General features: G+C 55.9%; 19 protein-coding genes and 4 pseudogenes. 9 read left to right on the top strand and 14 right to left on the bottom strand.

Going from position 1 to position 19,003, the window contains the following annotated elements; genetic code table 11:
- Nucleotides 1-280: 280 nt before the first annotated feature.
- Together GYA94_RS10895 and GYA94_RS10890 are read left to right on the top strand one after the other, a co-directional pair.
- Complete coding sequence (locus tag GYA94_RS10895) at nucleotides 281-1,405, top strand: HDOD domain-containing protein (protein WP_060495550.1); 1,125 nt, start codon at nucleotides 281-283, stop codon at nucleotides 1,403-1,405.
- A gap of 242 nt (nucleotides 1,406-1,647) precedes the next feature.
- The gene (locus tag GYA94_RS10890) at nucleotides 1,648-2,865 is read left to right on the top strand and encodes an HD-GYP domain-containing protein (RefSeq protein WP_060495551.1); all 1,218 of its coding nucleotides are present in this window, start codon (nucleotides 1,648-1,650) and stop codon (nucleotides 2,863-2,865) included.
- Between the two features lie 507 nt (nucleotides 2,866-3,372).
- Here the strand turns inward: GYA94_RS10890 and relB are convergent.
- The 5 genes from relB to GYA94_RS10860 form a co-directional block, all read right to left on the bottom strand.
- Complete coding sequence (gene relB / locus GYA94_RS10885) at nucleotides 3,373-3,684, bottom strand: type II toxin-antitoxin system RelB family antitoxin (RefSeq protein WP_218031593.1); 312 nt, start codon at nucleotides 3,682-3,684, stop codon at nucleotides 3,373-3,375.
- 15 nt (nucleotides 3,685-3,699) lie between these two features.
- Complete coding sequence (locus GYA94_RS10880) at nucleotides 3,700-4,470, bottom strand: YiiX/YebB-like N1pC/P60 family cysteine hydrolase (RefSeq protein WP_198760205.1); 771 nt, start codon at nucleotides 4,468-4,470, stop codon at nucleotides 3,700-3,702.
- 148 nt (nucleotides 4,471-4,618) lie between these two features.
- Nucleotides 4,619-4,864, bottom strand: coding sequence for a hypothetical protein (locus GYA94_RS10875; RefSeq protein ID WP_156356242.1), 246 nt, complete (start codon nucleotides 4,862-4,864; stop codon nucleotides 4,619-4,621).
- 550 nt (nucleotides 4,865-5,414) lie between these two features.
- Nucleotides 5,415-5,705: an addiction module antidote protein gene (locus GYA94_RS10865; protein WP_060495514.1), complete on the bottom strand. Its 291-nt coding sequence runs from the start codon at nucleotides 5,703-5,705 to the stop codon at nucleotides 5,415-5,417.
- Nucleotides 5,702-5,968, bottom strand: coding sequence for a type II toxin-antitoxin system RelE/ParE family toxin (locus GYA94_RS10860; RefSeq protein WP_082412254.1), 267 nt, complete (start codon nucleotides 5,966-5,968; stop codon nucleotides 5,702-5,704). Before GYA94_RS10860 ends, GYA94_RS10865 begins: the two co-directional genes overlap by 4 nt.
- Before the next feature lie 331 nt (nucleotides 5,969-6,299).
- On the opposite strand from GYA94_RS10860, the gene GYA94_RS10855 reads away from it, so the two are divergent.
- The 6 genes and pseudogenes from GYA94_RS10855 to GYA94_RS10835 all read left to right on the top strand — a co-directional run bounded on the left by GYA94_RS10855 (nucleotide 6,300) and on the right by GYA94_RS10835 (nucleotide 12,024).
- Nucleotides 6,300-8,378, top strand: coding sequence for a putative bifunctional diguanylate cyclase/phosphodiesterase (locus GYA94_RS10855; RefSeq protein ID WP_060495515.1), 2,079 nt, complete (start codon nucleotides 6,300-6,302; stop codon nucleotides 8,376-8,378).
- 721 nt (nucleotides 8,379-9,099) lie between these two features.
- Nucleotides 9,100-9,864, top strand: a pseudogene (locus GYA94_RS28685) (PAS domain-containing protein); the annotation flags it as partial.
- Between the two features lie 3 nt (nucleotides 9,865-9,867).
- Nucleotides 9,868-10,416, top strand: coding sequence for a methyl-accepting chemotaxis protein (locus GYA94_RS28680; protein WP_405124342.1), 549 nt, complete (start codon nucleotides 9,868-9,870; stop codon nucleotides 10,414-10,416).
- Between the two features lie 246 nt (nucleotides 10,417-10,662).
- Nucleotides 10,663-10,947, top strand: coding sequence for a hypothetical protein (locus GYA94_RS10845; RefSeq protein ID WP_060495517.1), 285 nt, complete (start codon nucleotides 10,663-10,665; stop codon nucleotides 10,945-10,947).
- A 113-nt stretch (nucleotides 10,948-11,060) separates the two neighbouring features.
- Nucleotides 11,061-11,291: pseudogene (locus GYA94_RS28175) on the top strand (transposase); the annotation flags it as partial.
- A gap of 157 nt (nucleotides 11,292-11,448) precedes the next feature.
- A complete protein-coding gene (locus tag GYA94_RS10835) occupies nucleotides 11,449-12,024 on the top strand; it encodes a recombinase family protein (protein WP_161892305.1) in 576 nt (191 codons plus the stop codon).
- Nucleotides 12,025-12,321: 297 nt separating this feature from the next.
- Here GYA94_RS10835 and GYA94_RS10830 read toward each other — a convergent pair.
- The 6 genes and pseudogenes from GYA94_RS10830 to GYA94_RS10800 form a co-directional block, all read right to left on the bottom strand.
- Nucleotides 12,322-13,606 (bottom strand): annotated as a pseudogene (locus GYA94_RS10830) (cyclic di-GMP phosphodiesterase).
- Between the two features lie 117 nt (nucleotides 13,607-13,723).
- Nucleotides 13,724-14,104, bottom strand: coding sequence for a hypothetical protein (locus tag GYA94_RS10820; protein ID WP_001054412.1), 381 nt, complete (start codon nucleotides 14,102-14,104; stop codon nucleotides 13,724-13,726).
- Entirely contained in the window at nucleotides 14,101-14,427 is a 327-nt protein-coding gene (locus GYA94_RS10815) for a hypothetical protein (RefSeq protein ID WP_000091614.1), read from the bottom strand. Before GYA94_RS10815 ends, GYA94_RS10820 begins: the two co-directional genes overlap by 4 nt.
- A gap of 23 nt (nucleotides 14,428-14,450) precedes the next feature.
- Nucleotides 14,451-14,786 (bottom strand): hypothetical protein, encoded by a 336-nt coding sequence (locus tag GYA94_RS10810; protein WP_000741275.1) that lies wholly within the window; start codon nucleotides 14,784-14,786, stop codon nucleotides 14,451-14,453.
- Nucleotides 14,787-14,800: 14 nt separating this feature from the next.
- Nucleotides 14,801-15,136 carry a helix-turn-helix domain-containing protein gene (locus GYA94_RS10805; RefSeq protein WP_001172026.1) on the bottom strand — a complete coding sequence of 112 codons (336 nt, stop codon included), beginning with the start codon at nucleotides 15,134-15,136 and terminating at the stop codon, nucleotides 14,801-14,803.
- Complete coding sequence (locus GYA94_RS10800; protein WP_003151133.1) at nucleotides 15,117-15,494, bottom strand: type II toxin-antitoxin system RelE/ParE family toxin; 378 nt, start codon at nucleotides 15,492-15,494, stop codon at nucleotides 15,117-15,119. Before GYA94_RS10800 ends, GYA94_RS10805 begins: the two co-directional genes overlap by 20 nt.
- A 366-nt stretch (nucleotides 15,495-15,860) precedes the next feature.
- Between GYA94_RS10800 and GYA94_RS10795 the strand changes: the two are divergent.
- Nucleotides 15,861-16,178 (top strand): annotated as a pseudogene (locus tag GYA94_RS10795) (PAS domain-containing protein); the annotation flags it as partial.
- Between the two features lie 265 nt (nucleotides 16,179-16,443).
- On the opposite strand, the gene GYA94_RS10790 reads toward GYA94_RS10795, so the two are convergent.
- The 3 genes from GYA94_RS10790 to GYA94_RS10780 form a co-directional block, all read right to left on the bottom strand.
- Nucleotides 16,444-17,487: an IS110-like element ISPa62 family transposase gene (locus GYA94_RS10790; protein ID WP_161892303.1), complete on the bottom strand. Its 1,044-nt coding sequence runs from the start codon at nucleotides 17,485-17,487 to the stop codon at nucleotides 16,444-16,446.
- A 237-nt stretch (nucleotides 17,488-17,724) separates the two neighbouring features.
- Complete coding sequence (locus GYA94_RS10785) at nucleotides 17,725-18,261, bottom strand: hemerythrin domain-containing protein (protein ID WP_161892302.1); 537 nt, start codon at nucleotides 18,259-18,261, stop codon at nucleotides 17,725-17,727.
- Between the two features lie 172 nt (nucleotides 18,262-18,433).
- Nucleotides 18,434-18,994: a vWA domain-containing protein gene (locus GYA94_RS10780; protein WP_255326920.1), complete on the bottom strand. Its 561-nt coding sequence runs from the start codon at nucleotides 18,992-18,994 to the stop codon at nucleotides 18,434-18,436.
- Nucleotides 18,995-19,003 lie beyond the last annotated feature (9 nt).

The following is a 19,003-nucleotide window of genomic DNA, read 5'->3' as shown; positions in this document are numbered from 1 at the left end:
ACTATCCTGACGCGGCGGGCGCTCTTCAACGCTGAGTTCGGTATAAGACATAGGGGCAGCACCGTACCGGAAAGGTCAGGTGTTGCACTCAGTTTTTGCCGCCGCCCTTTTTCGCGGGATTGCAGCCAAATGGCGCCTTACTTGACTACTCACTTGTAGTATCCATTCGCCGTCATTTGCATTCGATCTGACGTAGTATTTTCATACAGGATGACCACCTCAATGCCGCCGCGCCTTGATGAGTAGTCAAAGCCAACGCACATCGCAGCTAAGGAACGCCATGCGAGTAATGATTCTGGAAAATGACGCTTGGTGTGCAGACCTACTCAAACAGATCGTGCTGAGTATTCGTCCCGGCGTCCAGGTCGATCGGTTCACCCGAGTCCAGAATGCGATTGAGGCCTGGCAGCTTGCTCCCTACCAATTGGTCTTGACCGAATGGAATCTATCCGATGCCACCGGCATCAATCTGCTGAAAAATATCCGCCGGGAGGATCGCCGCACGCCTGTGGTCATCGTTACCGGTCATTCGGATCGGGCTAGTGTCCTAGCGGTTCGCACTCTGGGTGTTAACGCCTTCATCACCAAGCCGTTTCAAGTCCCGCGTGTCATCGAGTACCTTGCGAAGTTGATTCCACAGCCTGACGCAGCCACCAACAGCCCGCTCTTGGGGGAGGACTTGATCGCGTACCTTGCCGGGAAAGATGCCGGTGAACTCGACATGCCGTTGATCGGCAATGTAAGGGAGCAGTTGTTGAGCTGTCTCAAAGGAGAGGAGCAAGATCTGCGTGAACTCGCGGAGTCCTGGCGACATGACCCTGCCCTATGCGCCAAATTGATTGCCGTCGCCAACAGTAGTGCCTATAACAATGGTGGCCGGCCCTGCCTCAACCACATAGAAGCTCTACGCAAGCTTGGCGTGCAGACTTGCCTTAATTTGGCCATGGGGATGGCCTTGCGACAGTACACCGAACAGGCAAGCCCCCTACTTCAACTGAAAATCCAAAGTCAGTTGGACGAAATCGAACGCCTCAGTGATCGAACGCTAGCCTTATCGAGGCAGTGCCGCATAGATCCAGCCCCTCTGCACACCGCAGCGCTGCTCCATCGGATGGGCGAGCTCTGTGTGCTCCACCTCACTCAAATCTGGGAAAATAGCGGCTATATCATTGATGATAACCAGATAATGCAGGGTATTGCCGAATTCAGCGGCCCTTTTGCCATTAGCCTAAAAGCCCATTGGGGCTTGCCCATGCCTCTGCGCGAATTGATCGGCGCAGTTTATGTATTGCCACCGGCACAGGTACGGCGCGAGCAGGTGGTGATGCGCCTGGCAGCTGCAGAACTTCAAGGAGAAGAGCTCTCGACGATTGAGCGGCTAAAGAGACTGGCGGGGTTGGCTTAGCCCAATTGCGCTGGGAACCCTTGCTCGTGACCGACCTTTCGATAGGTCTGATCATCAATCGATCCTCTGCCAGCCACACTCAAGCTTCGCTCACCACAAGTGGGTTTTGCAGACGGTGAACCCGTCGCATGGTCACCATGCTGGTGCGCACCGACTCGAAAAATGATATCAATGAGCCAGGTTCACGAGGGTGATCGTTTTCGGGCAAATAGCCGCTATCTATATATGGATATTATCTATTAATGATTAAGCTTATTCCTGCTAGTGAGCTTTGCCTCGGCATGTATGTCCATGATTTCAGCGACTCAGGAATGGATCCAACTTTTTGGAAAGGACGATTCCTGATCCAGACCTCCTATGATCTGAGACGCATCAAAGACTCGGCTGCTCATGAGGTGTGGATTGATGTCGGCAAGGGGATAGATGTCGCGTTCGGGCGACTTGAAGCGCCACATCTTTCGACCGTAGGGGGTACGGCGGCGCGAGACTTGACGACGTTAGCGGCTGAGTTGCCTCAAGCCCAAAAGCTCTGTGCGGAGGCCAAAATGGCCGTGGTCGCGATGTTCCGCACGGCGCGTATGGGCCAGCCGTTAAAACTGGCGCGTGTTGGCGAACTGGTTGCGGAGTTCTCTGATTCCGTGTTGCGTCACCCCAGTGCCCTGATCAGCCTGGCTCGCCTGAAAACCGCCAACGACTACACGTACATGCACTCGGTGGCGGTCAGCGCGCTCATGATCGCCCTCGCTCACGAGCTGAAACTGAGTCAAGATTTAGTACTTGAGGCAGGCATCGCAGGGCTGTTGCACGACATCGGTAAAATCGCGATCCCAGAAGCAATTCTCGACAAGCCTGGAAAACTCACTGACGAAGAGTTTGACGTTATACGCAAGCATCCGAAAGCTGCAATCAACATCCTGACCGACAATGAGTACGTCAGTGATTTGGTGCTGGATGTATGCCTTCACCACCACGAAAAATACGATGGCAGTGGCTACCCCCATCGACTTGCCAGCGAGCAAATCAGCCTATTTTCGCGCATGGGAGCGGTGTGCGATGTGTTCGATGCGTTGACATCGACACGCCCTTACAAACCCGGTTGGGATCCCGCCGAGGCCATCCATCAGATGGCGACGTGGCAAGGCCACTTCGATACTGAAATATTGCACGCCTTCATTAGAACAATCGGTATCTACCCGGTGGGGGCTCTGGTTCGACTGGAAAGTGGGCTGCTGGGCGTCGTGATGGAGCAGCATGAAAAATCGCTGTTGACACCACAGGTCAAGGTATTTTTCTCAACGCATTCTAATCTACCCGTTCCTCATGAAATCATTGACCTCGCCAAATTAGTAGGGCGTGAAAAAATCATTAGCCGAGAGAGTCCAGCGAAGTGGAGCTTTAGTCAGCTCGATTTACTCTGGACGGGTCTATCGACCTCCGCCGGTCTGACTTTTTCTGAGTAGGTATAAATTCCAAGACAACCCTCCGCAGAGAACTCGCAGTGTTAGCCAAGCTATTCGATGACCTGCTGGAAAACGACGCCGTGCGCGGCCCTGGGCAACCATCAAGCCAAAGCGCTGTTGGAAGCATTGGATGAGTGCTCTCCGAAAGGCTGACTCCATCAGCCGATTCTGGCGGTTCTGCTCAATCACGGCTTGTGCCATGAGGAAACCACCCAGCTCCGCATTGAGGACGTCCCGCATCTGCGCACCCACACAGCAAGGGCGGCAATTGTGTCGCTATTCCCAGTCAGCGACACGGCCGTGACTATTTAAAGTCGTTTGGTCACACTCCTGGAGCAGGAGATTCGCCCGCGACAGAGCGTAGTGGGGGGCATGCCGAGACAAAGGAAAATTAGGACATTTTCGTCGCAAGCGGATGATCTATAAAGTTTTTAGCGTAAACCACTCTAGGCTTTATTGATGGATGGGCGTAGACATCGACCTATCCTCGCACGCCCGGCCGTCAATTTATCCAGCGCTCGATAGAGCGTTGAGCGATGCACAGCCTGATAGGCCGCACTCGGTCCGATTACCGATAGAGCCCGCGCTCTGCAGTGTGATCAAACTCAATCCGCCAAGCCATAACGCTTCATCACATCCTCTAAGGGTACCGACTCCGAGCGCCCCTCCCGGGTTACCCAGCAGGCGCTGTTCCTCTAGATACAGGTCTTCCAGATCATCCAGGTGCGCCACGATGGCTTCCCGGGCATAAAAGGTTTTGGTTCTGCCGGTGGCTTTGGCAAGGTTTTCCAGCTCCGAAGGCAGTCGAATAACAACCATGACCAAACTCCATAGTTAGAGGTTGCTACCGGCCTCAGCCCACTTTAGGCGATGGAAGTCGAAAGACTGCTGCAACTTCGGCTTTACGATGCGAAAGTATGGCGAGACGTCGAAGTCGCGTGGCACGAACAGGCTGTAGTTGCGGATGTGTAACAGCTCGCGACGCGCCTGTTCTACCGCCGGATGCAGGGGATCGCTGCTGTCGATCTCCGGCAGGATGGGGTAGTGGATTGACTCGAAAGCCTGTGCCAGCAGCGTCGAACAGATCGCACGGGTGGGAGAGCCACTGCCAAACGCGATCATCCGCCGCTTCAGTCGCCCAGGTAGTGGTGGCCTTATCAGGTAGCGGGCAAGATCGAACAGGTTGCGCAGATCGTAGCCCTGTCCAAGCCGCACGCGCACGAAATCCAGCAACGCCGCGAGGTCGGTCTCATCCAGCCCGACCGGGCGGCAGATGCGAGTGTGCTGGTCCAGGAAGTCCGCCAGCGGCACTAGGTGCACGCCAGCCACTACATCGGCTTCGATCAGCGCGCGCACCGGCTCGCTAGCGCCGGGCATAGGAGCCAGGCGGTCGCCGACGTAGAGTGCTGCGTGCGACCAGGTGGACTGGGTCAGGTACTTGATCGCGCTGGAGAGGCGGCTGGTGCCCTCTACCAGTAGCACGTCGCCCACACGCAGGGTGGCGGCGAGGTGTTCCGGCGGGAAAGCCGGCAGCTGGCTGTGGCCTGGGCGCGGCCGCGTCAGGTGGGCGGCCAGGCGAAGGCCAAGGGCATGTAACAAGGACATCATTTGCTCCAGGTTGGGCTGACGATAAGGCCAGCGCAAAGCCACGGGACAGGCTCACTTCGTCAGGCCGAGCACGTCCTCTGCGCTATGGTCCAACATGGAGTTCCATTGCTCCCTAAAACCCCGATTTCGCCTTCGGCCTGCTCGATCAAACTCGTATTACCTTGACCCCAACGAGAAAAATTTCAAATTCCGAATCACTAATTTGGCCGACCGGACCAAAGCCCAGCGCTCTGAAGTAGGTTGATTGGCTGACCCATTGCGTCATGCCATTCATGGCATCCAATGACGTTTGACTCGCCGACTCAGTGATCGTGTATCGACACCCAGATTTGTCTACTGCTTCAAAGCAATCTATTTCTTGAACGCGAGTAGCCACTTCAATGACTTCCATATCGGCTGCAGAAATTAAACGATAGCACTGCTACACCGCGACGCTACTCAGCGGGCCTTATGCTTCAGTCATGCCCAAGTACGGAAACGAGCGCATGGCGTTCTTTCGCCGCCCGCTCAACAATCTCGATTTGGATCATAGCTTTTCGCCATTACCTTGACCTGCTCAGACTGTAGTTGTAACGGCTTGCAATCGAAAATAGCCGCGCTCGCAATCAACGCGATTTTCGGCTCAGATTATCTGCGACTGACGGAGCCCTCTGGCTCAGATTAGCTGCGACTGAACATCCTCTCCAAAGCCCCTAATCAACCGGTAAGCTGCTTGATGCGCTCCGCCAAGCGTGTGAATGCCTCGTTCGTGTAGTCCCGCACCTTGGATTCTGCTCCCTGTGCACGTAGGGAGGTCTTGAAGTCGGGGGCGATAGAGAAAACGGACAAAATCCGCTAAGCGTGCGGCCTGTCAGGTTGAGGCCATAGAGGCTGCCGGCGAAGCGTCAGAAAATGCAGGGTTCGGCCCTATCCTGACGTTGCGCAGGGTGCCGGACGTGTTCTTATTGCGTATGCGGTCTGGCGGTCAAATCAACTCCCAGTGCCCGCATCACTACCAGCATGGTTTTCAGTGTAGGGTTCCCGCGTTCGCTGAACGACTTGTAAAGCTGCTCTCTGGCCAGCCCCGTTTCCTTGGCCAGCTCGGTCATCCCCTTGGCGCGGGCAACCACTCCCATAGCCTTAGCGATATAGGCGGCGTCTCCAGTGTCCAGGGCGTCCGCGATGAACACCGCTATCGCCTCTGGACTGTCCAGCGCTTGCGCGGGATCGTAGTCATAAATTGGCTCGGTCATTGCGGTTTCCACTCATTTGCTAGGCGTTTCGCCGTTTCTATGTCCCTGGTCTGGCTGCTCTTGTCTCCACCACATAGCAGGATGACGATTTCTGTCCCGCGCTGCTGGAAGTAAACCCGATAGCCTGGGCCATAGTGAATCCTCAACTCGCTTACTCCCCGGCCGACTGGTGACACGTCGCCGGGTAGACCATTCGCCAAGCGGAAGATGCGAGCGGCAATTGCGGCCTTTGCCCGCTGATCCTTTTGTATTTTATAAATCACAAAAGGTCAATCAAATGCGGGCTTCGCGTACGGTTTTTCCCGAATTCTGCGGGCTCCCCGTATCAACCTTACCGGCGGTTACGCCTGGCGGCAGAGCCGCAGGCAGGAGGGCGTAAAGTTCCGAGCGCTTCGGAAGCTATATAATTACTTAGAAATCAACTACTTATGGAGTCGCTTGTGCAGTCCACGGTGGAGTTTTTGCTTGATCTCGGCATACCCCACTTACGGGTCAATGTCGCCTAAGTTATACATTGGGCACAAAAAATCGGTTTATAGTGGCTTATTGATATTTTCGCGCGGCTTCGCCACGTACGCTAAGGATGGGAGTTTTATGCTTCTGAGCAGCTACAACAATGTCCTCGTCACTTTCTCTATGATTGTCGCCATTCTTGCCTCTTACACGGCCCTCAACATGGCCAGTCGAGTGTCCAGCTCTACGGGGAGAGCATCCGCGTTTTGGCTGATCGGTGGCTCGTTCGCCATGGGGTTCGGTGTCTGGTCAATGCACTTTATCGGCATGCTCGCTTTCAATCTTCCCATTTCCCTGGGCTATGACATCCCGCTCACACTCCTGTCGCTGCTGATCGCCATTGCCTCATCGGCCTTTGCGCTCTGGCTGGTTTGCCAGAAGGATCTGCCTTGGGCTCGCTTGGCTCTAGGTGGCCTGTTGATGGGTAGCGGCATTGCGGCCATGCACTACACCGGCATGGCTGCCATGTTGATGACGCCGAGTGTGATCTATATTCCCTGGATATTTGCCCTGTCCATTGTCATTGCGGTTCTTGCCTCAGGGGCGGCCCTGTGGATCGCCTTCCAACTGCGCAAAGACTCAAAAAAGGCTACCTATGCCCGTATCGGGGCGTCGCTGGTAATGGGTTGTGCCATCCTCGGCATGCACTACACCGGCATGGCTGCTGCGCAGTTTCCTGTCGGAAGCTTCTGCGGGGCGGCAAACACCGGCATCGATACCAAGTGGCTGGCAGTGCTGGTGATTGTGGTGAGTCTGGCGGTATTCGCTATTGCCTTAATCATTTCCATGCTGGATGTGCGTACCAAGTTGCTAGCGACCTCACTTGATCGGGCCAACAGTGAACTGGTTCAGCTGGCATTGCACGACAACCTAACCAAGCTGCCCAATCGCTTCCTGCTGGATGATCGCCTAGAGCAAGCCATTCAAAAAGCTGCACGGGAAAAGCGTCATTTTGCGGTGCTATTTATGGATCTGGATGGTTTCAAGGCCGTCAACGACCTGTACGGGCATCACGTCGGCGATCTTTTGCTGATCGAGGTCGCACAGCGGATTCTCGACACCCAACGCAGCGAGGACACGGCGGCGCGGCTAGGAGGCGATGAGTTTGTCTTGTTGATTGATACGGGGGAGCCCGAAGATGCGGCGATGCTAGCGCAAAGGCTGATCGAGAACATTGGTAATGCCTATCACATCGGCCGCAATAACCTGCACGTCTCAGCCAGTATTGGTATTGCCTTGTTCCCCAATGATGGTCTGACCGCGCATGAGTTGATGGTTAACGCGGATGCCGCGATGTACCACGCCAAGGAAATAGGACGTAGTGGCTACAGCTTTTTCGAAAAGACGATGAACACCAATGCCCATCAACAGATGCAACTTCAACACGATCTGCATCAGGCGCTGGATCGATGCGAATTTGTCCTGCACTACCAACCGAAAATGCTTGCTCCCAATGGCCCGATGATCGGGGTCGAAGCGTTATTGCGCTGGCAAAGCCCGGATCACGGTCTGGTCCCGCCAGACAGTTTCTTGCCACTCGCGGAAAGGACCGGTCTGATCATACCCATTGGCAACTGGGTGATCGACGAAGCGTGCCGCCAGATGCGCGAATGGCACGACGAGGGGCATCAGGACTGGAGCATTGCGGTCAACCTGTCCACGGTTCAACTGGGGCAATTCGGCTTGGTCAATATTGTACGCATGGCCTTGGAGCGTCATTCATTGGATGCTCGTCATCTCGTTCTTGAAGTCACCGAGTCCACCGCCATGCGCAATGCCGAGGCCAGTTTGGTAGTCCTGAAAAAACTAGCAGAACTGGGGGTGAGCATCTCCATCGATGACTTCGGGACGGGCTACTCCAGTCTGCTCTATCTTAAGCGCCTACCGGCCAATGAACTGAAAATCGACCGAGGCTTTGTCACCGAGTTGGCTCAGGGCAATGACGATGCGGCAATTGTTTCGGCGATTATTGCGCTGGGCCAAACACTGGGGCTGAAGATTGTGGCCGAAGGGGTGGAGACGGCAGAACAGCAAGAGTTGCTTACCCGACTAGGCTGTCATACGTTGCAAGGCTATTTGCTTGGCCGTCCTTTACCCGCAGAACTGCTGGTCAAAAGTCTGACTGCAACACCGATTGCCGAGACTACAGCGACTGCTTGATGCGCTGTAGGGAGCAAGCCGACGTTTTGCAAGGAGCCCGCAGGATGCAGGCCAGCTCGCGCTAGGGGTGGTGCCGGCCCGCGGACAGCTCCGCTCGTGCACAAACAGCCGATTGTCGTCACTGGCTGCCTGTCCGGCGCCACAGGCTGTACAGCGCAGATAGATTCCGGTCAGCAGCCAGTGCCGCGAATGCTCCGCACCTGCTGACCAAGTGCTGAGGGCCCGCCGCTAGCCTCTCAGAGGCAATGACGGAAGCCCGCAGAATTCGGAAAAATCGTACGCGTGCGGCAATTGAGGGACGCATGACCGGCCAAGTCCACAACTACTTGGGCTTGTTAGTTCGTCTTCGTGATTTTCGCGGACACGAAAAGACACAAAAAACTACAGATCAAATCCTCGCGGTAATTTAGTGCCGTGCACACACGGCAGATGACTTTCACAGGTTTCTGCCCCACGGCGCTGGCCCTATCTCGCAAGTCTACATCAATCATTTGCCAGCGCCGCGAACGCTTAAGCCCTTGCTAATCCAGCGTTTGCGGTGCTACGGCGCTGGATATTAACCCTACAGTTCACCCGTTGAATTTACGTACCGGATCTAGCAGTCTGGGATCGTCGCTCATGGATAGTGGCATTGCGCAATCAACGGCCAATGGCTGTGGCTAGCAATCGAACAGAATAGGACTGCCCACCACGATCCCTCCTCTTCAAGGCTACCGACATCATGTTGTTCAACGCCTCTAAAAAAACCATTAATGCGCAGCAACAGACCATCGCCCTGCAAGCCAGTCAGCTCGAAGCCATCAACCGCTCCATGGCGGTCATCGAATTCGACCTGAATGGCATCGTCCTAGCGGCGAATGAGAATTTTCTTAAGGCCATGGGGTATCGTTCAGAGCAAGTGCTTGGTCAGCCGCACCGACAGTTCTGCCTGCCAGACTACGCGCGTAGCGGCGAGTACCAAGCCTTCTGGCAGCACCTCAAAAGCGGCCAGTTCGAATCAGGAACCTTTGAAAGAGTGGGTGCTAATGGCCAGCCAATTTGGCTGGAGGCCAGCTACAACCCGGTCAAGGACGAGCAGGGCAACGTGGTGAAGGTGATTAAATATGCGCTTGACGTCACGTTGAAGGTACAACACGAGAGCCAAACCAAAGGCAAGTTGCAAGCCCTCGACCGGGCCATGGGTATTATCGAGTTCAACCTGGACGGCAGTATTGTTGATGCCAACCAGAACTTCTTGAGTCTGGTCGGCTACAGCTTGGCCGAACTCAAGGGCAAGCACCATAGACTGTTCTGTAAGCCTGCATTGGCTAGCAGTAGTGAATACCAGGACTTCTGGCGGCGACTGAATCAAGGCGAGTTTTTCAACGGGCAATTTGAACGGGTCGGCAAGCGTGGGCAAACCCTGTGGTTGGAGGCCAGCTATAACCCGGTGTATGACGCCAGCGGGCAGTTAAGCAAAGTGGTGAAATTTGCCTCGGACGTCACCGCGATGGTTGAGAAGCATGCGCAGGACACTCAGAGCGCTAGTCAGGCGTATCACATCTCAGTCGAGACACGCCAAGCTGCCGAACATGGCACGGTGGTTATCCAGCAAGCTGCGAGCGAAATGCGGGAAATCGCCGCTAATATCGAGGATTCGTCGGTCATCATCGCCAAGCTCGGAGAGCGTTCTGAGCAGATCACCGCCATCGTCAAGACCATTCACGGGATTGCCGATCAGACCAACCTGCTGGCTTTGAACGCGGCCATCGAAGCCGCCCGAGCGGGTGAGCAGGGTCGTGGATTTGCGGTGGTCGCCGATGAAGTTCGACAATTGGCCTCACGTACCAGCGGCTCGACGATGGAAATTTCTGGGATGGTTAACATGATCCAGAGCGAAACTCAGCTAGCAATCAAGAGCATGGACGGCACCCGTGAACGGGCGACCAAAGGTGTCGACTTGGCAAATCAGGCTGGTGCGGTGATCCAGCAGATTCGCGATGGAGCAAACGATGCAGTGCAGGCGGTGAGCATGCTTGCCCATGAGCGTGGTCAGTGAACATGGCGCTTGATTTGCTGGAAGCCATATCCAGATGTGCAGTCATCTTTTGGAAATGACTGGTGGCAATCTGGCAGATTGAGCACTTACGCATAACGACGTTTTCGTTCAGTCGCCCCCCACAAAAAAACCACGCAGTGGGTTTTTTTCGCCTGCTGGACGCCAGGTATGGGGGGGCTGGCCTAGCCTTCACAGGGTGAGTGGTATGACGTACAGGCCACTCCTTACTCTATAAGGATCTGATCCATGTCAAACGATCCAGCTGACCGTAATGTGTTGAATTCTACCGCCGCGTATGAGGCTGTTTTGGGGCTAAGCAGCGGGCAGACGGCACAGTGGGGGAACCTGCTGCTCAAGATCATCGAAGGCAGATCCCTGCATCAGGTGATGGAAGTGGCCGGTCGTGCTGAGGGGTATGCCTTGGGCTTACGCGATGCGGGAGTCATCACTGAAATTCAGCGTGATCGAATGGCATGTGTGGCCATGGCCGTGGCCGCTGAAAAAATCCAGAGCTTGCCTAACGATGCGTGACGGTATCCATGAGGACGCGCTGCGATCTTGGGTCAGCCTGACAGACAAAGCGCTTAGCGTACGAAATTTTCCGTTTTCTCTGTTAGCCCCAAGGTCGCCCGCAGCGCCCATGAAGCCGTGATGTGGCTCGGCGCATCGCAGCGACGCCGGAGTACGCGCGCTCTCGCTACGAACGTAAGAAAGGTGAAATGTTGTTTGCCCACCTCAAACGCATCTTGAAATTGGGTCGCTTGTGACTACGAGGCATGAGTGGCGCAAGCGATGAGTTCACTCTGGCGGCAGCGGTACAGAACCTGCGGCGATTGGGCAAACTTGCTTCTCAAGGGCCGCCAGTTACGGGATAGGTGCACCTGCTGTGTAGTCCGCTTCTGATCCTCAGTGCTGTTGCCTTCTGAAAGCGACAAAACTCTCACACAACCCCGCATCGCTGCTATCCAACTACAGTCTCCATCTTTCAGCATCCGACTACACTGAGTTACCGCTGAATAGTTGGACAACACCATGTTGATTGGATACGCCCGTGTCTCAACCGACGACCAACTCCTCGATCTGCAACGCGATGCGCTGACGAAAGTCGGTTGCGAGCGCCTGTTCGAGGATACCGCCAGCGGCGCCAAGGCCGAGCGGGTCGGGCTGACTGCCTTGCTGACCACGCTTCGCCGTGGCGACACCGTGGTGATTTGGCGCCTGGATCGCCTCGGCCGCTCGCTGAAGGATTTGATCCGGCTGGTCGAGCAATTGGACGCCGCCGGCGTCGGCTTACGCAGCTTGCAGGAGAATATCGACACTGCCTCGATTGGTGGCCGCCTGGTGTTTCATCTATTCGGTGCCTTGGCCGAATTCGAGCGCAACCTGATCCGCGAACGTACCCAAGCCGGTTTGTCCGACGCGCGGGCTCGTGGCCGCAAGGGTGGCCGTAAGAAGCGGCTTGATCCGGCCAAACAGGAGCTGGTCCTACGCCTCTATCACGAGCGGCAACACACGGTGGCGGAAATCTACCGGATGATGGGCATCGGCCGCTCGACACTCTACAACTACCTGACCGAGGCCGAGCGTGATGCCCAGCGGGCGGCGTAAAGCCATTCCAACCGATTCGCTGATGCAGTTGCGGCAGCGGCTTGACCGCTTGCCGAAGAAAAGCCCGGAACGAACTACCCAGGTGGCCGCAATAGCCGAGTTGTACGGCGTGTCCCCAAGCACCGTTTATGGGGATGTAAGCCGGAACCCCAGAAATTTCCGTCACCCTAGTTGGGTGGGCTCAACACTCGTGTCACCAGCTACCTTCTGGAGAATCGAGCTCGGCCATCCCTCCCTGGACGGGCATCGCTCGACGATGTTCAACGGCTCCCTCACGGGGCCGTCGTTTTGTGGGGGCTATTCCATCCACAAGTCGTCGAGGTTCTTGAAGTTCCAGAGCGTCGGGTCTTCGGGGCCAGTGATACTGTCCTTGCAACTCGTGGCCGCCAGGTCGATGGTCTGCATCGGGATCGGCTCTCTCGAGCGTAGCGAGAAGAACACGCGAACCTTGGGAGTCAGCAGTGATTCCATTCCCGGCTCAACGACAACGGCCAGACGCTGAGAGGACAGGCGAACCAAGGAGCCGACGGGGTAGATGCCCACGGCCTTGACGAAGGCGTGGAAGATGCGTTTGTCGAAATGGCCCTCCCACTTGGCCATCTGCCGCATCGCCGCGGACGGGTCCCACGGCTTTTTGTAGGCTCGCTCCGACGTCACGGCATCATAGACGTCGCAGATTGCGCCCATGCGGGCCAGGAGTGAAATGGCGTCACCGGCCAAGCGATCCGGGTAGCCGGTTCCGTCGATCTTCTCGTGATGGTGCAGGGCAATGTCCACCACCCCGGGCTCGGCCCCGCCTGCGCGCAGCATCTTTGCGCCCTCCACAGGGTGGCGCTTCATGATGGCGAACTCGGCATCGGTGAGCTTGCCTGGTTTGTTAAGCACTTCCAGCGGCATCGCGGCCTTGCCTAGGTCGTGCATCAGTCCGCCGATGCCAGCCAGGCGCGTTTGCTCCTCGTCTAGATCGAGATGCCGGGCCAGCGATAGCATCAGGGCGCAGACGGCAACCGAGTGCAGGTAGGTGTAATCGTCGTGCGTTTTGATGCGTGCGACGCTGATGAGGGCATGAGGTTGGCGCAGCACCGAGGCAGCGATTTCTCCGACCAGCGGCAACGTCGTGCTTGGGTCGACGGCCTTGCCAAGCCGGGCTTCCTGGAACATGTCCATGACTTGGGACTTGGCCGCAAGACAGAGTTTCCGTGCATAACACATTTCGCTCTCCATTGAGGTTGCGCCGTCACTTTTCTTGCTTAGTGGACTAGACGGCAGAGATTGCTCCTCCGACAATTCTCTGGGCTCTGGGCTCTGGGCTCTGGGCTCTGGGCTCTGGGCTCTGGGCTCTGGGCTCTGGGCTCTCTGGGCTCTCTGGGCTCTCTGGGCTCTCTGGGCTCTCTGGGTCGACTTAGCTTTTGGCCAAGTCGACCCAGACCTCCCCGACGCCACATTCTCGAATGGCAGAGAGATCCTGAGGCTCGGTCAGCAGGAAGCTGCCGCGCCAGAATGGGTGTCGAACCCAAGAGCAGGCGAGCTTGTGGATGTACATGCCGAGACGAAGCTCGGATACGGGAATGCGTTTTACCAACTTATTTTCCTTTCTGAGTTGGGTGGTTAGGCGTGCGCCGAGGCTGGCACCCAGCGGTAGAGCGGAGGTAAGGTCACGCCAAGATTCTTGGATCAGCCGGAACCGCCGAAATTTCCGTCAGCCGATCAACATGGCTTTGTCTCGCGCTCGGTCGATGCGTTCCTGCATCGCCTGCATGACTTCTTCGTGGGTGTACGACTTGGCGTTGGGGTCGTCGGCCTCTCGGAGAGCTTCCTCGACCTCGCGGGTCATCCGCGCATATTCTTCCGGCCACAGCGCTTGCTCCATGCGCAGCGACGCCTGCCCAAGCAGGTGCAGCAGGCCGAACAGCCGCATGTCATTGGTGGCGACGACGTGCTCTCGAATCCGCTCCTGGATCACCTCGCAGGCCCGATGCGCCTCTGGCGTCGCCGTGCCCTCGTAGCCGGCTGGGAGTTCTGCTTCTTCAGCGATTCGCGCCCAAGCGATAGCCAGCGCCTCGATGGTGGACAGGTTCATTTGCTCATCCACTTGCGCAGCAGACGCTTTTTCAGGGAGGCGCGCTCTTGCGGATTGCGTCCCTTGTGGTTGGCAATGCGATCCGCCGTGGCGGCCTGGCGCTTGATGGGCCAGTAGGAGCGGCCATCCTTACCCATCGACCAGACGTTGCTGACCTGGTTTTCCAGTAGAGGCAGATGGGCGCATAGAGCTTCCGGCGACGCGCTGGCCAGCGCGGTGCGCTCGTGGGTTCGCCAGCGCTGATGCCAGAGTTTCTTGTCCTCGCGCTCGCTACGGCAGGTCGTGTGCCCAACGATGGGCGTTTTGCGGCGGCTGCGGCTCATGATGTGGTTGTCTCCAAGAACATTCAGGACAGGCTTTCTGGGTAGAGCGCCGTCAACCGGGACAGGGTTTCTTGCACTTGTTCCAGCGAGGTCATCAGATGATCAACCTGATCCTGAAGATCCACGGCGAGATCAAATAGCTCAGCCACTCGGCTGCGTGATCCCTCGTTGAACGCGGCCATTGCCAGTTGATGCAGCTTCAACAGGTCGGTGCGCAGTTGCGGAGGTGCGCCGTCTGCGCTGTCATTCAAATCGCCGCGCAGCACGTCCACGGCATCGACTGCACGCAGCAGTGCCGTGGTATCGAAATTCTCGGGAGTCAGTTCGTCCCATTCGTCGTCGGTGATGCGGGCTGCCATCAGGAGGGCTCCGATTAAGCGGTTGCGAGCGTTAGATGCCCGATCGGCTCGGCTGCTGGCCGTACCTTGATTTCGATGTCGTAGCCGAGGCGATTCAGACAATCCATCAGCTTGCGTTCGGATAGATTGGTGAAGTCGCCGCGCATCATGCCCGACACCTTCGGTTGCGGGATGCCCATGCGTTTGGCCGCCGCTTGTTGAGTCAGCCCAAGGGCGCGCATGGCCCTCCTGATCTCGACCACCAGGCCGGTCTTGATCTTGAGCTTTTCAGCGTCAGGCAGTCCAAGGTCGGCAAAGACGTTGCCCGAGCTGCGCTGAACCTCGACGCCTTCAATGATTCGTTTTTGCATTTCGTAGCTCCTGTGCCAATACCTCGGCCACCTTCAGCCGAGCGCGGATGATGTCCATGTCGGCCTTTGGCGTGGCGATTCCGCTCTTGCTCTTCTTCTGGAAGCAGTGCAGGACGAACACCGCTTCCGCAAACTTGACCGTGTATACCGCTCGATAGGTGCCGCCGGCATCGTCTTCGACGACCTCCAGCACGCCGGCACCACCGAACCCCTTGAGCACCTTTGCTGCGTCATCCTGATCGCCTATCTGCGCCAACGAGAGCGCGTAACCGAAACGGCGACGCACGTCGGACGGCAACGCCATCAAATCCTTGTGGCTGCTCGCGATCCATTCGAGCGGTTTTTCTTTGTTTGTCATGACGGAATTTTATACCTGTTCAGGTAATGATGTAAACGCGGCAACCTCAAGGAGGTGTCGTAAAACATTTGATTGTGGGGACGATAGAGAAAACGGACAAAATCGTACGCTAAACGTGCGGCCTGTCAGGTTGAGGCCCTAGAGGTTGCCGGCGAGGCGTCAGAAAATGCTGGAATCGGCCCTATCCTGACGTTGCCCAGAGTGCCGGCCTGACGCCCAGTTAGGGCATAGCCTAGATTGACATGCGCGATGCAACCCTTAACTTGCTTGCACCTATCGTTTCCATGCTAGCTTTATCGTAACGCTAAAGAAATTGGGCTTAATGCCGAACACAATAAAATAAAACAGCCAACCCTTGAGGCTCTTATGCGCCAGAATTTACCAGTGACGGGTCGAAACTTAGAATTCCCAAAAGATGCCAATATTCTTTCGACTACCTCCCCTCAAAGCCATATCACGTACGTTAATCCTGACTTCATTAAAATCAGTGGTTTCACTGAGGAAGAACTATTAGGCCAGCCTCACAACATCGTAAGACACCCAGATATGCCGCCTGCTGCATTTGAGCATATGTGGAGTACATTAAAATCTGGCCGCTCATGGATGGGGCTAGTAAAAAATCGCTGTAAAAATGGCGACCACTATTGGGTAAGTGCTTATGTAACGCCAATAGCTAAGAATGGTATATGGACTCTCCCCACAAGTAGTGAGTAAAGCTTTGCTTTTGCACCTGTCGTCAGCGCGGTTGCATTCGTATATCCGGCCTGTTTTGGACTTTTCCGCCCTGGCCATTCTGTAGTTCGCGCAGCGGGGGCCAAGCGTTCAATCGATCACAAAGATCATCATTGTTATCGGCCTTGCTCCGCTGCAGGACTCGCCTGTTCCGACAGTGCTGCTGCTCACCACAACCACAAGAAAACCATCACACCTTTACTGATCACCCCCGCCGTCAGGCGGGCCTTACGCTTTGCCAATTGCCATTGAAGCGCCGCTCGTGGCACCACACCGCCCAGCAGATCCGCACCAGCTTGTTGGCCAGTGCCACCGCCGCTTTGTTGTGACCGATACGCGCCGCCGTCTGCACAGCCCAGCGCTGTAACTGCGTCAGCTTTTCCGGCGTTCGAGCCTGGCAGCGTTGTGCGGCGAGCAAGGCTGCACGTGAGCCGTGGATCAGTAACGTGCGCACATAGACATTGCCCTGCCGGCTGATATGGCCGAGCTTGCGGCTATTGCCACTGCTGAACTCACGCGGCGTCATACCCAGCCAGGCGCTGAGCTGGCGACCATTGGCAAAGCGTTCGGGCTTGCCGACAGCGGCGGTCAGGGCGCTGGCGGTTAGCAGGCCAATGCCACTGACTTCATCCAGTTTGCGCACGATGTCATCATCAGCATGCCAGCGCTTGAGTTGCTGTTCGCATTCAGCCATGCACTGTTCGTACAGGTTGATCTCGGCCAGGACGATATGCAGCAGGCGGCTCAAGCATGCGAGTTCAGGTTGGTCTACCAGCTCACTGGCAGCCCGGATGAAGGCTGCGGTCGACGTTGGAGCTTCGATACCCGCTTCACGCAGCATGCCGCGCAGCAGGTTGATGCGCTGGGTGCGGCTCTTCTTCCAGGTTTCACGTAGCCCGTGCAATTGCTGGAGCTGTTGTTGATCGTGGCTCTTCACCGGCACGGGATGAATGTCGGTGCAGCGCGCCGCTTCGAGCATGGCATCGCAGTCATTACGGTCGGTTTTGTTACGACGGCGATAGGGCCGCACATAGCGTGGGTGCAGCAGCTTCACCTGATGACCGAGCGATTGCGCCAGCCGCCCCCAGTAATGCGCTGTGCCACAGGCCTCCATCACCCACTCGACCGGCTCGGCCTGCTCCTGTATATATCGCCGGAACGCCTCTCGGTTCAGCCGCTTGCGCTGCACCACCTGGCCGGAGCGGACACTCTCGGCAACTTGGTAAACGGACTTGGCCAGATCAACTGCGATGCGCTTCATGAGGACACTCCCAATTTCAGTCACCACCGTTCTCGGTATAGAGCTGTGGCGCGGGGAAAGTCCATTACAGCATTTAAGATATCCATTATCGTTATAAATAAAGAATTCCGAGCCAGATTAAACTTATCGAGAGCTATAATCCGGAAACGCTTAGTATCTTTTGCTTGGACACCTGATCAAACAAAAGATACCAAATTCAAAAACGAAGCCCTTATGCGTAGATTTTGTGCGCCCGGATCAATAATCGGCCACCGGCATATACAAGGTGTACAGCGAGTTTTCCTCACGCGAAATTCGATCCTGCAATGCGCTGCCGATCCCTTGTAGCTTTTCCGTAAATTCATCAATATTGCGCCCATCCACTTCGCTCGTTATGTAGTGGCGAAGGAACTGCGTTACTGTCCGCCCGATCTCGGACATTTCCCGGCGCATCTGATTGATGAGCAAAGCGCTATCTTCGTTACCCGAAAGGCACTTACTCAGATAGGTGTATAAACGCAGGTTTTCTTCAAGCAGGTGCTCATTCAATACGCGCTGGAAGCGCTGCAATGCATCCATAACACCGGGGTAATCGTGCGACGCAGCACTGGTCGAGATAGTGCCGAATATTGACAGAAGCGAACCGTGATGCCCCTTGAAGCGAGTAATCAACATGGGATCATAAGAAACTTGCGTGCCGGGTGCGTATTGCGTACCGCCTGTATTGCCTTGCAAAGCGGCCTCTTGTGCGGCCTCTTGCTTGCCCCCTAACCAACTGAAGAAACGACTCAACATATATTTCTCTTTGTGTCCATGCCCAATATTAATAGCACTGCTTCTGCGGTGGTGGTCGATTGTACTACAGCATTGAAAGTGCACGAAATTGGGTAACCCCAATTAGGCCCATGAAATTGTGTTAACTTTTGTTAGCACCAGCTTAGTTGTGATGACTCTTGTATCGATTTCCTTATGCATAGACATGAGGAATCACCAGCAACGCCAACATATTTTCCTTGACTTTAAATTTCCCAAGTACTGCCTCGTCAGCATCAGCGCCTATCGCCATTGCCAAACGGTCACATTTTGCAGAGCGACCATCGCTAATGAATGCGTTCAGAGGCTTTTCCCACGCATCATTCGGCCCGCCATCAGAAACCAATACGACCGTCGGACGATACGCACGCGAAGGGACGACATCTTTGTCCTCGATCATCGCTTTGGCCATTTGCAATGCCGTGCCAAGCGGGGTCATGCCGCCAGCAGAAAGATCCTGCCAATGAATATCGCTGGCGCTGGCAAGCGGCTGATGCAGCACTACCTGAGAGCCGAAAGTGATGATCGCCACATGGATTTCAGTTTCACCGTTCTCGGTGTCGCTGAACGTATCCAACATATCGCGAACGGCATCATTCACATTGCGGATCTTCTCTCCGCTCATGCTGCCGCTGACATCGAGAAGAAGCACGACGGGTAGAGGCTTCGCTTTCGGTGCCGTGAATTTCGACGGATCGAATGGGATATTGCTCATATAAAAAAC

It is taken from the genome of Pseudomonas juntendi, assembly GCF_009932375.1.
GTDB lineage: Bacteria > Pseudomonadota > Gammaproteobacteria > Pseudomonadales > Pseudomonadaceae > Aquipseudomonas > Aquipseudomonas juntendi.
Note: the sequence above shows the minus strand (reverse complement) of the source record. Positions and strands in the feature narration are given on the sequence as shown.

Bases quoted from the DNA above. Each gene is read 5' to 3' on its own strand.
- GYA94_RS10895 (WP_060495550.1), top strand. From the start codon at position 281: ATGCGAGTAATGATTCTGGAAAATGACGCTTGGTGTGCAGACCTACTC.
- GYA94_RS10890 (WP_060495551.1), top strand. From the start codon at position 1,648: ATGATTAAGCTTATTCCTGCTAGTGAGCTTTGCCTCGGCATGTATGTC.
- relB (WP_218031593.1), bottom strand. From the start codon at position 3,684: ATGGTTGTTATTCGACTGCCTTCGGAGCTGGAAAACCTTGCCAAAGCC.
- GYA94_RS10880 (WP_198760205.1), bottom strand. From the start codon at position 4,470: ATGTCCTTGTTACATGCCCTTGGCCTTCGCCTGGCCGCCCACCTGACG.
- GYA94_RS10875 (WP_156356242.1), bottom strand. From the start codon at position 4,864: ATGGAAGTCATTGAAGTGGCTACTCGCGTTCAAGAAATAGATTGCTTT.
- GYA94_RS10865 (WP_060495514.1), bottom strand. From the start codon at position 5,705: ATGACCGAGCCAATTTATGACTACGATCCCGCGCAAGCGCTGGACAGT.
- GYA94_RS10855 (WP_060495515.1), top strand. From the start codon at position 6,300: ATGCTTCTGAGCAGCTACAACAATGTCCTCGTCACTTTCTCTATGATT.
- GYA94_RS28680 (WP_405124342.1), top strand. From the start codon at position 9,868: ATGGTTGAGAAGCATGCGCAGGACACTCAGAGCGCTAGTCAGGCGTAT.
- GYA94_RS10845 (WP_060495517.1), top strand. From the start codon at position 10,663: ATGTCAAACGATCCAGCTGACCGTAATGTGTTGAATTCTACCGCCGCG.
- GYA94_RS10835 (WP_161892305.1), top strand. From the start codon at position 11,449: ATGTTGATTGGATACGCCCGTGTCTCAACCGACGACCAACTCCTCGAT.
- GYA94_RS10820 (WP_001054412.1), bottom strand. From the start codon at position 14,104: ATGAACCTGTCCACCATCGAGGCGCTGGCTATCGCTTGGGCGCGAATC.
- GYA94_RS10815 (WP_000091614.1), bottom strand. From the start codon at position 14,427: ATGAGCCGCAGCCGCCGCAAAACGCCCATCGTTGGGCACACGACCTGC.
- GYA94_RS10810 (WP_000741275.1), bottom strand. From the start codon at position 14,786: ATGGCAGCCCGCATCACCGACGACGAATGGGACGAACTGACTCCCGAG.
- GYA94_RS10805 (WP_001172026.1), bottom strand. From the start codon at position 15,136: ATGCAAAAACGAATCATTGAAGGCGTCGAGGTTCAGCGCAGCTCGGGC.
- GYA94_RS10800 (WP_003151133.1), bottom strand. From the start codon at position 15,494: ATGACAAACAAAGAAAAACCGCTCGAATGGATCGCGAGCAGCCACAAG.
- GYA94_RS10790 (WP_161892303.1), bottom strand. From the start codon at position 17,487: ATGAAGCGCATCGCAGTTGATCTGGCCAAGTCCGTTTACCAAGTTGCC.
- GYA94_RS10785 (WP_161892302.1), bottom strand. From the start codon at position 18,261: ATGTTGAGTCGTTTCTTCAGTTGGTTAGGGGGCAAGCAAGAGGCCGCA.
- GYA94_RS10780 (WP_255326920.1), bottom strand. From the start codon at position 18,994: ATGAGCAATATCCCATTCGATCCGTCGAAATTCACGGCACCGAAAGCG.